We start from the raw sequence: 14,343 nt of genomic DNA on the forward strand, positions 1-14,343 counted from the left end.
GTATTGACATCAATACTTTTAGCCAACGCCCCGGTCCGCCCCGTCATCGACCGCTAAGATTTGCCCATGGACCTCAACAGGCAGCCCGGCGTGGCACTGCATCACCAGATCTCGACCCTGATCGAGGACATGGTCGCCAGCGGGCGGCTGCGCGACGGCGACCAGCTGCCCACCGAGGAGGAGCTGCGCGAGAAGTACGGCGTCTCGCGCGTCACGGTGCGGCGCGCGCTGCAGTCGCTGGAGGAACGCGGCCTGCTCAAGCGCCAGCGCGGCCGCGGCACCTACGTGTCGGCGCCCTTGCGCTCGGCGCCGCTGCCGATGCCGATGGAGTCCTTCCTCGCGACCATGGCCGAGCGCCGCTCGCGCAGCAAGCCGTCGGTCAAGGAATTCGGCTTCGTGCCCGCGCCCGCCGACGTGGCCACCGCGCTGCGGCTGGAGGAAGGCACGCCGGTGCTCCAGGTGGTGCGGCTGCGCAGCACCGGGCGGCTGCCGATCCTGCACAGCATCGTCCACCTCATCGAGGACGTGGGCCGGCGCTTCGCGCGGGCCGATTTCTCGCGGCTGTCGTTGACCGAGCTGCTGCAGGGCCAGGGCATCCGCTACGGCCGCATCGAGATGCTCACGCGCGCCACGCTGGCCGACGCGCCGCTGGCCGCGCTGCTCGGCGTGCCGATGGCCTCGGCGCTGGTCGACGTGCTGCGCATCGGCCACGACGAGGCCGACCGGCCCTTCGAGTTCCAGCGCCTGCGCGGCCCGTCGGACCGCTTCCACTCGCACGTCACGATCCGGGGCTGACCTCGCGCACGCGCTCCAGCGTGTAGTCGATGAAGGTGCGGATCGCGCGCGTGTGCTGGCGGTTCGGCATGTAGAGCATGAACATCTGGGTGCCGAAGATCGACAGCCGCCAGTCGTCGAGCGTGGTCAGCACCTCGCCGCGGCGCACGTCCTCGGCCACCACGTAGTCGGGCACCAGCCCGATGCCCAGGCCCGCGAGGATGGCCTGGCGCAGGAACAGGAAGTTCTCCGAGATCAGGGTCGGCTCGAGCACCACCTCGCGCCGGATCTCGCCCTGGTAGGCCGACACCCGCAGCTGCCGCCCGATGACCGCGGCCGTGACCACCGGCGCGCCATGCAGCCCGTCGAGCTGCTCGGGCAGCGGATGCCGCGCCGCGTAGTCGCGCGAGGCGCAGGCCACGTAGCGCACCGGGCCCATCGCGCGCGCCACCAGGTTCTGCGGCGGCTCGGGGATCACGCGGATCGCGATGTCGACCTCGTCGCGCAGCAGGTCCTCGATGCGGTTCTCGAACACCACGTCGAGCACGATGCCCGGGTAGCGGCGCTTGAAGTCGATCAGCCAGTCGGCCATGACCAGCTGCCCGTAGCCGCTGGGCACGCTCAGCCGCACCTGGCCCTGCAGCCCCTCGCCCAGCGTGGTGACCGATTCGCGCGCCGCGCGCAGCTCGCCCTGGATCGCGGTGCCGTGCTGGTACAGGCGCAAGCCGATCTCGGTGGGCTCGGCGCGCCGGGTGGTGCGCCGCACCAGCTGCGCGCCGACCGAGCGCTCGAGCTGGTTCAGGTGGTAGCTGACGTTGGCCCGGGTCATCTTGAGCCGGCGCGCGGCCGCGCTCAGGTTGCCGGCATCGATGATTTCGACCAGCAGGGTCAGCGATTGGAGGTCCATGACCGGATTTTGTCAAAAATCCTTTGACAGTCTGTCAACCGGCTATGCAATTGTCAAAACGGGGATGGGTGCAAAGAATGCGGGGTTCACCCCTCCAGAGCCTCGCGCCGCTCCGGCGCGTCACCGAGACAAGCGACACGCACATGGCCACCCCGACCTCCAGCCCCTCCACGTCCTCCGGTCCCGTCGCCTTCGAGCGCCAGGGCGACGTCTTCGTCGTGACCATCGACAACCCGCCCGTCAACGCCCTGGGCGTGGAAGTGCGCCGCGGCCTGGTGGCCGCCATCGACGCGGCCGAGGCCGACGCCGCGGCCAAGGCCGTGCTGATCGTCGGCGCGGGCCGCAACTTCATCGCCGGCGCCGACATCCGCGAATTCGGCAAGGCGCCGCAGCCGCCCTCGCTGCCCGAGGCCTGCCTGAAGATCGAGAACTGCAGCAAGCCCGTGATCGCCGCCATCCATGGCGCCGCGCTCGGCGGCGGCCTCGAGGTGGCGCTGTCGGCCCACTACCGCCTGGCCTCCCCCACCGCCAAGCTGGGCCTGCCCGAAGTCGCGCTGGGCCTGTTGCCCGGCTCGGGCGGCACGCAGCGCACGCCGCGCCTGATCGGCGTGAAGCCCGCCATCGAGCTGATGCTCAGCGGCCGCCACGCGCTCGCGAAGGAAGCGCTGTCGCTGGGCCTGGTCGACCGCCTCGGCAGCGAGGCCGACGCGCGCGCCGAAGGCCTGGCGTATGCCAGGGAACTGATCGCCGCCAACGCCCCGGTGCGCCGCACGCGCGAGGCCGGCGCGCTGGCCGACCAGGAAGCCAGCCGCGCCGCCCTCGAGGCCGCGCGCGCCGACACCGCGAAGAAGAGCCGCGGCCTGTTCTCGCCGATGAAGATCGTCGAGGCGGTCGAGGGCGCGCTCACGCTGCCCTTCGACGAAGGCATGGCGCTCGAGCGCAAGCTGTTCCTGCAGTGCATCGACAGCCCGCAGCGCGCGGGCCTGATTCACGCCTTCTTCGCCGAGCGCGAAGTGCTCAAGGCGCCCGAGACCCGCTCCGCCAGCCCGCGGCCGCTGGAATCGGCCGGCATCGTCGGCGGCGGCACCATGGGCGCGGGCATCGCGGTGGCGATGCTCGACGCCGGCCTGCCCGTGACCATGATCGAGCGCGACGACACCCAGCTCGCGCGCGGCCGCGCCAACGTCGAGAAGGTCTACGACGGCCTGATCGCCAAGGGCCGCATCACGCCCGAGGCCAAGGCCGCCGTGATGGCGCGCTTCTCGGGCTCGACCTCGTACGACGCGCTCGCCGGCGTCGACATCGTGGTCGAGGCCGTGTTCGAGGACATGGGCGTGAAGAAGGCCGTGTTCGCCGAGCTCGACCGCGTCTGCAAGCAGGGCGCGGTGCTGGCCACCAATACCTCCTACCTCGACATCGACGAGATCGCCGCCAGCATCTCGCGGCCGCAGGACGTGGTGGGCCTGCACTTCTTCTCGCCGGCCAACATCATGAAGCTGCTCGAGATCGTGGTGCCCGCCAAGGTGCGCGCCGACGTGGTCGCCACCGGCTTCGAGCTCGCGAAGAAGCTCAGGAAGGTGCCGGTGCGCGCGGGCGTGTGCGACGGCTTCATCGGCAACCGCATCCTGGCCGTGTACCGCCAGGCGGCCGACCACATGATGGAGGACGGCGCCTCGCCCTACGAGATCGACGCGGCCGTGCGCAACTTCGGCTACCCGATGGGCCCGTTCCAGGTCTCGGACCTCGCGGGCGGCGACATCGGCTGGGCCACGCGCAAGCGCAAGGCCGCCACGCGCGACCCGAAGGCGCGCTACGTGCAGGTGGCCGACCGCATCTGCGAGCGCGGCTGGTTCGGCCAGAAGACGCAGCGCGGCTACTACCTCTATCCCGAAGGCGCGCGCACCGGCCAGCCCGACCCCGAGGTGCTCGCGATCATCGATGCCGAGCGCGAACGCGCGGGTGTCAAGCCACGCGCCTTCACCGAGGAGGAAATCATGCGTCGCTACATGGCCGCGATGATCAACGAGGGCGCCAACGTCGTGCTGCAGCGCATCGCGCTGCGCCCGCTCGACGTCGACGTGACCTTCCTCTACGGCTACGGCTTCCCGCGCCACCGCGGCGGCCCGATGAAGTACGCCGACATGGTGGGCCTGCCCAAGGTGCTGGCCGACATCCAGGAGTTCGCGAAGGAAGACCCGATCTTCTGGAAGCCGTCGCCGCTGCTGGTGCAGCTGGTCGAGCGCGGCGCCGACTTCGCGAGCCTCAACCAATCCGAGTAATCACAGAGCCAGCCTCCAGGAGACATCCCCATGCGTGAAGCCGTCATCGTTTCCACCGCCCGCACCCCGCTCACCAAGGCGCACCGCGGCGAATTCAACATCACCCCCGGCCCCACGCTGGCGGCCTTCGCGGTCAAGGCCGCGGTCGAGCGCTCGGGCCTCGACCCGGCCTTGATCGAGGACGCCATCCTCGGCTGCGGCTATCCCGAGGGCACCACCGGTCGCAACATCGCGCGCCAGGCCATCGTGCGCGCGGGCCTGCCGATCTCGATCGCCGGCACCACCGTCAACCGCTTCTGCGCCTCGGGCCTGCAGGCGATCGCGATGGCCGCGGGCCGCATCGTGGTGGACGGCGCGCCGGCCATGATCGCGGGCGGCGTGGAAAGCATCTCGCAGATCCGCAGCCGCAGCGCCACCGACAGCGGCGACAACGGCATGGACCCGTGGATCGTCGAGCACAAGCCCGCGCTCTACATGGCGATGATCGAGACCGCCGACATCGTGGCCCAGCGCTACGGCATCAGCCGCGAGGCGCAGGACCGCTTCTCGGCCGAGAGCCAGCGCCGCACCGAGGAAGCGCAGCTCGCGGGCCGCTACAAGGACGAGATCGTCGCCTGCACCACCACCATGGCGGTGACCGACAAGGAGACCAAGGAGGTCACGCACCGCGAGGTCACGGCCACAGAGGACAACTGCAACCGCCGCGGCACCACCTACGAGGCGCTGGCCAAGCTCAAGCCCGTGATGGGCGACGACAAGTTCATCACCGCGGGCAATGCCTCGCAGCTCTCCGACGGCGCCTCGGCCTGCGTGCTGATGGAAGCGAAGGATGCCGAGCGCGCCAACATCAAACCCCTGGGCGCCTTCCGCGGCCTCGCGGTCGCGGGCTGCGAGCCCGACGAGATGGGCATCGGCCCGGTGTTCGCCGTGCCCAAGCTGCTCGCGCGCCACGGCCTCAAGGTCGAGGACATCGACCTGTGGGAACTCAACGAGGCCTTCGCCTCGCAATCGATCTACTGCCAGGACCGGCTGGGCATTCCCTCGGAACGCCTCAACGTCGACGGCGGCGCGATCTCGATCGGCCACCCCTTCGGCATGACCGGCGCGCGCCTCGCGGGCCATGTGCTCATCGAAGGCAAGCGCCGCGGCGCCAAGTACGCCGTGGTCACGATGTGCATCGCCGGCGGCATGGGCGCGGCCGGCCTGTTCGAAATCTATTGAGGAGCGCGCGATGGACCTGAACTTCACCCCCGAAGAAGAAGCCTTCCGCGGCGAGGTGCGTGCCTTCCTGGCCGACAAGCTGCCCGCGCGGCTGTCGGACAAGGTGCGCGGCGGCAAGATCCTCGAGAAGGCCGACATGGAGGAATGGCATGCCATCCTCGACGCGCGCGGCTGGCTCGCCAACCACTGGCCCGAGCAGTACGGCGGCCCGGGCTGGACGGCGGTGGAGAAGTTCATCTTCGAGAACGAATGCGCGCTGGCCTTCGCGCCGCGCATCGTGCCCTTCGGCGTGAACATGCTCGGGCCGGTGCTGATCAAGTACGGCAACGAGGCGCAGAAGAAGCACTGGCTGCCGCGCATCCTCAACGGCGCCGACTGGTGGTGCCAGGGCTATTCGGAACCCGGCGCGGGCTCCGACCTCGCGGCCGTCAAGACCTCGGCCGTGCGCGGCATCGATGCCCAGGGCGACCACTACATCGTGAACGGCCAGAAGACCTGGACCACGCTGGGCCAGCACGCCAACATGATCTTCTGCCTGGTGCGCACCAACCGCGAGGCGAAGAAGCAGGAGGGCATCAGCTTCCTGCTGATCGACATGAAGTCGCCCGGCGTCGAAGTGCGCCCGATCATCACGCTCGACGGCGAGCATGAGGTCAACGAGGTGTTCTTCTCCGACGTGCGCGTGCCGGCCGAGAACCTCGTGGGCGAGGAGAACAAGGGCTGGACCTGCGCCAAGTACCTGCTGACCTACGAGCGCACCAACATCGCGGGCGTGGGCTTCTCGGTGGCCGCGCTCGAACAGCTCAAGGGCATCGCCGCCACGCAGACGAAGAACGGCAAGCCGCTGTCGGAAGACCCGGCCTTCGCGGCGCGCATGGCGCGCGTGGAGATCGACCTCGAGAACATGAAGACCACCAACCTGCGCGTGATCGCGGCCGTGGCCGGCGGCGGCGTGCCGGGCGCCGAGAGCTCGATGCTCAAGATCCGCGGCACCGAGATCCGCCAGGAGATCTCGTCGCTGGCGCGCCGCGCGATGGGCGTGCATGGCCGCCCCTTCATCGCCGAGGCGCTGAAGGACGGCTTCACCGGCGAGACCTTCGGCCCGGCCTATGCCTCGGCCGCCGCCTCGCGCTACTTCAACAACCGCAAGCTGTCGATCTTCGGCGGCTCGAACGAGATCCAGAAGAACATCATCTCCAAGATGATCCTGGGCCTGTAAAGGAGAGATGCAATGAACTTCGAACACAGCGAAGACCGGCGCATGCTCGCCGACAGCCTCAACCGCTTCATCAGCGAGCAGTACGCCTTCGATGCGCGCGACCGCATCGTGAAGTCGGAACACGGCTTCAGCAAGGAGATCTTCCAGCAGTTCGCCGAACTCGGCGTGATCGGCGCGCTGTTCAGCGAGGCCGATGGCGGCTTCGGCGGCGGCGGCTTCGACATCGCCGTGGTCTTCGAGGCCCTGGGCCGCGGCCTCGTGGTCGAGCCGCTGCTGGGCGCGGTGATGGTCGGCGAGGCGCTCGGCGCGGCCGGCACGGATGCGCAGAAAGAGAAGCTGGTCGACATCATCAACGGCGTGACCGTCGCGGCCTTCGCGCACGACGAGGCCGACACGCATTACGAACGCACGCGCGTGCAGACGAAGGCCGAGCGCAGTGGCGACGGCTGGGTGCTGAACGGCGCCAAGGCCGTGGTGCCGCAGGGCGAGCAGGCCGACCTGTTCCTGGTCTCGGCCCGCACCTCGGGCAACGTGGACGATGAAGCCGGCATCTCGCTGTTCCTCGTGCCCGCGAAGACCGCAGGCCTCACCGTGCGCGGCTGCCCTTCGATCGACGGCGGCCGTGTCGCCGAACTCTCGTTCGACGGCCTGAAGCTGCCCGCCGATGCGCTGCTGGGCGCCGAGGGCCAGGGCGCCGCGACGCTCGAGCGCGCCATCGGCCGCGGCGTGCTCGCGCTGTGCGCCGAGGCCGTGGGCGCGATGGAAGCGGCCAAGACCGCGACGCTCGACTACCTGCGCACGCGCAAGCAGTTCGGCACGCTGATCGGCAGCTTCCAGGCGCTGCAGCACCGCATGGCCGACCTGCTGCTCGAGATCGAGCAGGCGCGCTCGGCGGTCATCAATGCCGCGGCCGCCATCGACGGCAGCGACCGCCTCGCGCGCGAGCGCGCGCTGTCGGCGGCCAAGTTCAGCATCGGCCGCATCGGCGCGCTGGTGGCCGAGGAAAGCATCCAGATGCACGGCGGCATCGGCATGACCTGGGAACTGCCGCTGCCCCACTATGCCAAGCGCCTCGTGATGATCGACCACCAACTGGGTGACGAAGACCACCATCTGCAGCGCTACATCGCGCTCGGCAAGGAGCTTGCGGCATGAGCGACAACAAGACCGTTTTGATCTCGCAAGAGGGTGCCGTCCGCATCCTGACCAACAGCAACCCGGCCGCGCGCAACGCGATCACGCCCACGCTGTATGCCGAACTCGCGGCAGCGCTGGCCGATGCGCAGGACGACCCCGAGGTCGGTGCCATCGTCTTCACCGGCGCCGGCGATTTCTTCTGCTCGGGCGGCGACCTCAACCTGCTGGCCAAGCGCCGCGAGCTGCCCGCATCGGAACGCCGGGAAAAACTCGAAGGCCTGAACAACCTGATCCGCGCGCTGCGCGATTGCGGCAAGCCCGTGATCGCGGCCGTCGAGGGCGGCGCCGCGGGCGCGGGCCTGTCGATGGCGCTGGCCTGCGACATGCTCGTGTCGGCGCGCGATGCCTTCTACACCGTGGCCTACGTCAAGGTCGGCCTCACGCCCGATGGCGGCGCCACCGCCTTCCTGGCCGAGTTCGTCTCGCGCCAGCTGCTGACCGAGCTGTGCCTGACCGGCGACCGGCTGCCGGCCGAGCGCCTGCATGCGCTGGGCGCGGTCAACCGCCTGACCGACAAGGGCGCGGCACTGGCCGAGGCGATCGCGCTCGCGGCCAAGGTCGCGAACGGCCCGCAGCGCGCGAGCGCGCGCATCAAGTCGCTGTGCCGCCAGGCGCATCGCGCCACGCTCGAGGAACAACTCGAAGCCGAGGCCGTCTACATGGTGGAGTCGCAGGCCGATGCCGAGGCTGCCGAAGGCATCGGTGCCTTCCTCGGCAAGCGCAAGGCCGACTTCGCCGCGCTGCGGCAGCGCCGGCAGGACAAGTCCTGACGCTGGCCGCCACCGTTTCTTCCCCGGCCTCGCGCGGACCCGCGCCGAGGTCTCACGTCTTTCCGGAGCCACCATGCCCTCGCTGAATTCCTCGCTGCCGCTCGCCGGCGTGCGCGTCCTCGACCTCTCCCGCATCCTCGCGGGCCCCTGGTGCGGCATGGTGCTGGCCGACATGGGCGCCGAGGTCATCAAGGTCGAGCACCCGGGCCGCGGCGACGACACGCGCGACTGGGGCCTGCGCGTCGGCAAGACCGAGACCGCCTACTTCAACAGCGTGAACCGCAACAAGCGCTCGGTCACGCTCGACCTGCAGACGCCCGAGGGCCAGCAGCTCGCGCGCGATCTCGCGAAGCAGTGCGACGTGCTGATCCAGAACTTCAAGTTCGGCGGCATCGACAAGCTGGGCCTGGGCTACGAGCAACTGAGCAAGGAGAACCCGCGCCTCGTCTACTGCTCGATCTCGGGCTACGACCGCACCGGCCCCGAGGCCGCGCGCCCCGGCTACGACCTCGTGGTGCAGGGCGAGGCCGGCCTGATGGCGCTCAACGGCGAGGCCAGCCAGCCGCCGCTGAAGTTCGGCGTCGCGGCCGTCGACCTGTTCACCGGCATGTACTCGGCGCAGGCCATCCTCGCCGCGCTCTACCAGCGCGAGAAGACCGGCCGCGGCCGGCACGTGGAGATGGCGCTCTTCGACTGCGGCCTGATGATCACCGCCTACTACGGCCTCGAGGCGCTGCTGCTGGGCGAGGACCCGCCGCGCTACGGCAACTCGCATCCCTCGATCGTGCCCTACGGCGTGTTCGAGGCGGCCGACGGCCCGCTGGTCATCACCGTGGGCAACAACGCGCAGTTCGCGCGCTTCTGCACCGAGGTGATCGAGCGGCCCGACCTCGCGGCCGACGAGCGCTTCAAGACCAACATCCTGCGCTCGGCCAACCGCGCGGTGCTGCTGCCGCAGCTGCATGCCGAACTCGCGAAGCGCCCGCGCGCCGCGTTGCTCGAAAAACTGAGTGCCGCCGGCATTCCCTGCGGCGAGGTGCTGGGCCTGCTCGAGGCGCTGCAATCGAAGCGCGCCACCGACGCCGGCCTGGTCACGCGCCAGCCGCATCCGGTCGCGGGCACGGTCGACGTGCTCGCGCCTCCTTACCGTTTCGATGGCGAGCGCCTGCCGGTGCGCAGCGCGCCGCCCACCCTGGGCGAAGGCACGCACGACGTGCTCCAGTCCTTGCTCGGCCTGTCGGATGAAAAGCTGGCAGCGCTGAAAAGCAGCGGCGTCGTCTGACGGCGCCATCTCGTGTTCCCCTGAAGCAGAAGTCCATGGCCTCCCTCTCTCTCCGTACCCTCCGCAGTCCTCTTCGCCGTGCACTCCTCGCGCTCGCCCTTCCCCTCGCCGCCGGTGCCGCCTTCGCGCAGGCCTGGCCGGCCAAGCCGATCACGCTGATCGTGCCCTTCCCGCCCGGCGGTCCCACCGACGTGGCCTCGCGCATCGTGGCGCAGAAGATGTCGGCCGCGCTCGGCCAGAACATCGTGATCGACAACCGCAGCGGCGCCTCGGGCACCGTGGGCGCGGCGGCCGCCGCGCGCGCGCCGGCCGATGGCTACACCTTCGTGATGCTGGCCACGCCCACGCTGCTGGCCTCGCACCTCTACGGCCCGACCGGCTACGACATCTTCAAGAACTTCACGCCCGTGGGCAGCGTCTACGACCTGCCGATCGTGCTGGTGGTCAATCCCAAGGCGCTGCCCGAGGTGACCGGCCTGCAGGGCCTGATCGCCAAGGCCAAGGCCGAGAACGGCAAGCTCAACTACACGACCGCGGGCGCCGGCAGCTTCGGCCACCTGACGACCGAGCAGCTCAAGAACATCGGCAAGTTCGAGATGCAGCACGTGCCCTACCGCGGCAGCGCGCCCGCTGTGACCGACCTGATCGGCGGCCAGGTGCCCGCGATGTTCTCGGACCTGGTGGCCGTGATCCCGCACATCCGCGCGGGCAAGCTGCGCGCCATCGCGGTCGGCTCGGGTCAGCGCGTGAGCCTCCTGCCCGACGTGAAGACGGTGGCCGAACAGGGCTTCCCGGGCTTCGACGCCACCTCGTGGGGCGGCCTGCTGGCACCGGCCGGCACGCCCAAGGACGTGGTCGAACGCATGAGCGCCGAGCTCAAGAAGGCGCTGGCCGACAAGGAAGTGCAGGACAAGCTGCAGGGCGTGGGCTCGTTCGCGGCCTACCGCACCGCCGACCAGACCGCCGAACGCATGCGCCAGGACTTCGAGCGCTGGGGCAAGGTCATCCGCGACAACCACATCACGAACCAGTAAAACAGCCGGGCCGACACGGCGACGATTTCAAGGGAACAAGGAGACAGGCCATGACCGACAGGAACGACCGGCACGACAACGACTACGCGACGCCCGTGGGCGCGCCGTTCCGGCCCGCGCGCCCCGTGCGCAGCCTCGCCGACATCCACGCGCTCGAGCAGACGCCGCTGGCGCAGGCGCTCACGGTGCGCAGCACCTACGAGATCTTCCGCAACGCGGGCCATGCCTTCGGCGACAAGACGGCGCTGACCTTCCTGCGCACCGGCAACCCGGACGACGCGCCGATCCGCTGGTCGTATGCCGAGCTGCTCGCGCGCATCCACCAGACCGCGAACCTGCTGCATGGCCTGGGCGTGGGCCCGAACGACGCGGTGGCGGTACTGCTGCCGGGCTGCCTCGAATACCACCTCGCGCTCTGGGGCGGCGAGGCGGCCGGCATCGTGCAGCCGCTCAATCCGCTGCTCACCGACGAGAAGCTGGTCGCGCTGATGACCGCGGCCCGCGCCAAGGTGCTGATCGCCTACGGCTCGGATGCCGAGTCGGGCATGTGGTCGAAGGCGCTGCGGCTGCGCGGCCAGGTGCCCGGGCTAACCACCCTGCTGCGCGTGGCGCCGCACGGCGAGGCACCGGGCGCGGCGGGCGCGCTGCCCGAGGGCGTGGCCGACTTCGAGGCGCTGCGCGCGGCACAACCCGATGACCGCCTCGTGAGCGGCCGCGACATCGCCTCGAGCGACATCGCCGCCTACTTCCACACCGGCGGCACCACCGGCGCGCCCAAGCTCGCGCGCCACAGCCACGGCGCGCAGGTGTTCACCGCCTGGGCCAGCGTGCAGGTCGCGGGCATGAACGAGCACGGCATCTCGATCAACGGCTATCCGCTGTTCCACGTCGCGGGCGTGCTGCCGGCCTCGCTGGCGTCGCTGTCGGCCGGCGTGGAGGTGGTGATTCCCACGCCCTCGCTGCTGCGCAACAAGGAGGTGCTGGCCAACTACTGGAAGCTGGTCGCGAAGTACCGCCCGACCTCGCTGTCGGCCGTGCCCACGGTGCTGGCCGCGCTGGCCAACGTGCCGCTGGACGGCGCCGACATCTCCTCGATCACCTACTGCCGCACCGGCGCGGCCGTGCTCTCGCCCGAACTCGCCGCGCGCTTCGAGCGCCTGTTCGGCCTGCACGTGCACGAGAGCCTGGGCATGACCGAGATGGCCGGCATCTCGACCATCACGCCGCCCGGCGTCGACGGTCCCGCGGGCTGCGTCGGCTTTCGCCTGCCCTACATGCAGATGCGCGTGGTGGCGCTCGACGAGCACGGCAACGCGAGCGACCGCGAGGTGCCGCGCGGCGAGACCGGCATGGTGCTGTTCAAGTCGCCCAACGTGTTCTCGGGCTTCGTCGATCCGGCCGACAACGCCAAGGCCTTCACAGCCGACGGCTGGCTCGCGACCGGCGACCTCGGCTGGATCGACAGCGAGGAGCGGCTCAACCTCACGGGCCGCTCGAAGGACCTGATCATCCGCAGCGGCCACAACATCGATCCCAAGGTGATCGAGGACGCACTGAGCGCCCACCCGGCGGTGCAGGTCTGCGCCGCGGTCGGCGCGCCCGATGCCTACGCGGGCGAACTGCCCGTGGTGTTCGCGACGCTGGTGCCCGGCGGCGTGGCCACCGAGGACGAGCTGCTGGCCTTCACCGCCGCGCGCGTCGACGAGGCACCGGCCAAGCCCAAGTGGGTGGCGCTGGTCGATGCGCTGCCGATGACCAACGTCGGCAAGATCTACAAGCCCGAGCTGCGCGCCATGGCCGCGAGCCGCGTGGTGGCCGCCACCGTGGCCGAGCTGTGCGCCGAACTCGGCCTGCCCGAAGCCGCGCGCCCGAGCGTGACGCACGAGGGCGAGAGCCTGGTGCGCGTGACGATCGACCCGACCGCCACCGGGGCGCAGGCCGCGAATCTCGCCGAGCGGCTGCAGAAGGCGCTCGAGCCGCTGCCTTTCAAGACCCGCGTCGCGACGGCCTGAAGCCGCCGCACGGCGGGCCGCAGCGCACGGCCCGCCGCCTTTCGTTTCTCCGCCCCCAAGAACCATCAGGGACACCATGACCATCACCCGACACCCGACCCGTCGCGCGCTGCTGCGCGCCACCGCCACCACCGCAGGTGCTGCCGCCCTGTTCGCGCTGGCCCATGCGCCGGCCCAAGCCCAGGCGCCCTATCCGAACAAGCCGATCCGCATGGTCGTGCCCTTCCAGGCCGGCGGCGCCACCGACGTGCTCGCGCGCGTGCTGGGCCAGAAGATGTCGGCCGGCCTCGGCCAGCCCATCGTCGTCGACAACAAGCCCGGCGCGGCCGGCATCATCGGCACCGACGCGGTCGCCAAGTCGGCGCCCGACGGCTACACCATCGTGCTGGGGCTGAGCAATTCGCTGATGACCAACGAGTTCCTCTACGAGAAGCTGCCCTACGACACGCAGCGCGACCTCACGCTGGTCTACCAGATCGCGGCCGCGCCGCTGGTGCTGGTGGTGCATCCCAGCGTGCCCGCCAAGACCGGGCCCGAGCTGCTGAAGTACGTCGTCGCCAACAAGGGCAAGGTCGCCTATGGCTCGTACGGCATCGGCGCCTATCCGCACCTGGCCGGCGCGCACATGAGCCTTGCCACGCAGTCCGACATGAGCCACGTCGCCTACAAGGGCGAGGCGCCGATGATGCAGGACCTGATCGGCGGCCAGATCCAGATGGCCTACGCCAGCGCGCTGGTCGCCAAGCCGCACATCGACTCCGGGAAGATCCGCGCCATCGGCGTGAGCGGCGAGCGCCGCATGAGCACCCTGCCCAACGTGCCCACCCTGGCCGAGCAGGGCCTCAAGGACGAGGCCTACCGCGTCACCGGCTGGCTCGCCATCGCCGTGCCCGCCAAGACGCCCAAGCCCATCGTGGACCGCATCGCCGAGGAAGTGCGCAAGGCCACGCAGCAGCCCGACGTGCGCGAGCGCATCGCGGCCATGGGCTTCGAGATCAAGGACAGCTCGCCCGAACTCTTCGCCGCCGCCTGGAAGGCCGAGCGGCCGATCTGGGAGCGCCTCATCAAGCAGTCGGGCGCCAAGCTCGAGTGAACCTCTCCTCCGTTTTTCATTGAAGGACCAGCCATGAAGATTCTCGTGCCCGTCAAACGGGTCGTCGACTACAACGTGAAGGTGCGCGTCAAGAGCGACGGCACGGGCGTGGACATCGCCAACGTCAAGATGAGCATGAACCCCTTCGACGAGATCGCCGTCGAAGAGGCCGTGCGCCTGAAGGAGAAGGGCGTGGTGACCGAGGTCATCGCCGTCTCGTGCGGCGACGCCAAGTCGCAGGAAACCCTGCGCACCGCGATGGCCATCGGCGCCGACCGCGGCATCCTGGTCGAAACCTCGGAAGAACTGCAGCCGCTGGCTGTCGCCAAGCTGCTCAAGGCGCTGGTCGACAAGGAACAGCCCTCGCTCATCATCCTGGGCAAGCAGGCCATCGACGACGATGCCAACCAGACCGGTCAGATGCTGGCCGCGCTGGCCGACCTGCCGCAAGCCACTTTCGCTTCGAAGGTCGAAGTCGCGGGCGACAAGGCCAACGTGACCCGCGAAGTCGACGGCGGCCTCGAGACCGTCTCGCTCACGCTGCCGGCCGTCATC

General features: G+C 69.9%; 12 protein-coding genes. 11 read left to right on the plus strand and 1 reads right to left on the minus strand.

Annotated elements, in window-relative coordinates:
• Positions 1 to 66 precede the first annotated feature (66 nt).
• Positions 67 to 795, plus strand: coding sequence for a GntR family transcriptional regulator (locus KV106_RS17905; RefSeq protein WP_261211443.1), 729 nt, complete (start codon positions 67 to 69; stop codon positions 793 to 795).
• Here the strand turns inward: KV106_RS17905 and KV106_RS17910 are convergent.
• A complete protein-coding gene (locus tag KV106_RS17910) occupies positions 779 to 1,681 on the minus strand; it encodes a LysR family transcriptional regulator (RefSeq protein ID WP_057595471.1) in 903 nt (300 codons plus the stop codon). The genes KV106_RS17905 and KV106_RS17910 overlap by 17 nt on opposite strands.
• Before the next feature lie 143 nt (positions 1,682 to 1,824).
• Between KV106_RS17910 and KV106_RS17915 the strand changes: the two genes are divergently transcribed.
• The 10 genes from KV106_RS17915 to KV106_RS17960 all read left to right on the plus strand — a co-directional run.
• Positions 1,825 to 3,960 carry a 3-hydroxyacyl-CoA dehydrogenase NAD-binding domain-containing protein gene (locus KV106_RS17915; protein ID WP_261211446.1) on the plus strand — a complete coding sequence of 712 codons (2,136 nt, stop codon included), beginning with the start codon at positions 1,825 to 1,827 and terminating at the stop codon, positions 3,958 to 3,960.
• A 30-nt stretch (positions 3,961 to 3,990) separates the two neighbouring features.
• The gene (locus KV106_RS17920) at positions 3,991 to 5,181 is read left to right on the plus strand and encodes an acetyl-CoA C-acyltransferase (protein WP_209542527.1); all 1,191 of its coding nucleotides are present in this window, start codon (positions 3,991 to 3,993) and stop codon (positions 5,179 to 5,181) included.
• A gap of 10 nt (positions 5,182 to 5,191) precedes the next feature.
• The gene (locus KV106_RS17925; RefSeq protein ID WP_261211448.1) at positions 5,192 to 6,400 is read left to right on the plus strand and encodes an acyl-CoA dehydrogenase family protein; all 1,209 of its coding nucleotides are present in this window, start codon (positions 5,192 to 5,194) and stop codon (positions 6,398 to 6,400) included.
• A gap of 12 nt (positions 6,401 to 6,412) precedes the next feature.
• On the plus strand, positions 6,413 to 7,555 hold the full coding sequence (locus KV106_RS17930) for an acyl-CoA dehydrogenase family protein (RefSeq protein WP_261211449.1): 1,143 nt from the start codon (positions 6,413 to 6,415) through the stop codon (positions 7,553 to 7,555).
• Positions 7,552 to 8,367 carry an oxepin-CoA hydrolase, alternative type gene (locus KV106_RS17935; RefSeq protein ID WP_261211451.1) on the plus strand — a complete coding sequence of 272 codons (816 nt, stop codon included), beginning with the start codon at positions 7,552 to 7,554 and terminating at the stop codon, positions 8,365 to 8,367. Before KV106_RS17930 ends, KV106_RS17935 begins: the two co-directional genes overlap by 4 nt.
• A gap of 73 nt (positions 8,368 to 8,440) precedes the next feature.
• The gene (locus KV106_RS17940; RefSeq protein ID WP_261211453.1) at positions 8,441 to 9,649 is read left to right on the plus strand and encodes a CaiB/BaiF CoA transferase family protein; all 1,209 of its coding nucleotides are present in this window, start codon (positions 8,441 to 8,443) and stop codon (positions 9,647 to 9,649) included.
• 35 nt (positions 9,650 to 9,684) lie between these two features.
• Positions 9,685 to 10,683, plus strand: coding sequence for a Bug family tripartite tricarboxylate transporter substrate binding protein (locus tag KV106_RS17945; protein ID WP_057595483.1), 999 nt, complete (start codon positions 9,685 to 9,687; stop codon positions 10,681 to 10,683).
• 50 nt (positions 10,684 to 10,733) lie between these two features.
• Positions 10,734 to 12,695, plus strand: a complete 1,962-nt coding sequence (locus KV106_RS17950) for an acyl-CoA synthetase (protein WP_261211455.1) — start codon at positions 10,734 to 10,736, stop codon at positions 12,693 to 12,695.
• A 76-nt stretch (positions 12,696 to 12,771) separates the two neighbouring features.
• A complete protein-coding gene (locus KV106_RS17955) occupies positions 12,772 to 13,788 on the plus strand; it encodes a Bug family tripartite tricarboxylate transporter substrate binding protein (protein WP_261211456.1) in 1,017 nt (338 codons plus the stop codon).
• A gap of 33 nt (positions 13,789 to 13,821) precedes the next feature.
• Positions 13,822 to 14,343: electron transfer flavoprotein subunit beta/FixA family protein (locus tag KV106_RS17960; RefSeq protein WP_261211457.1), on the plus strand; the 522-nt coding region annotated here is incomplete at its 3' end.

It is taken from the genome of Variovorax endophyticus, from assembly GCF_025376855.1.
Lineage (GTDB): Bacteria > Pseudomonadota > Gammaproteobacteria > Burkholderiales > Burkholderiaceae_C > Variovorax.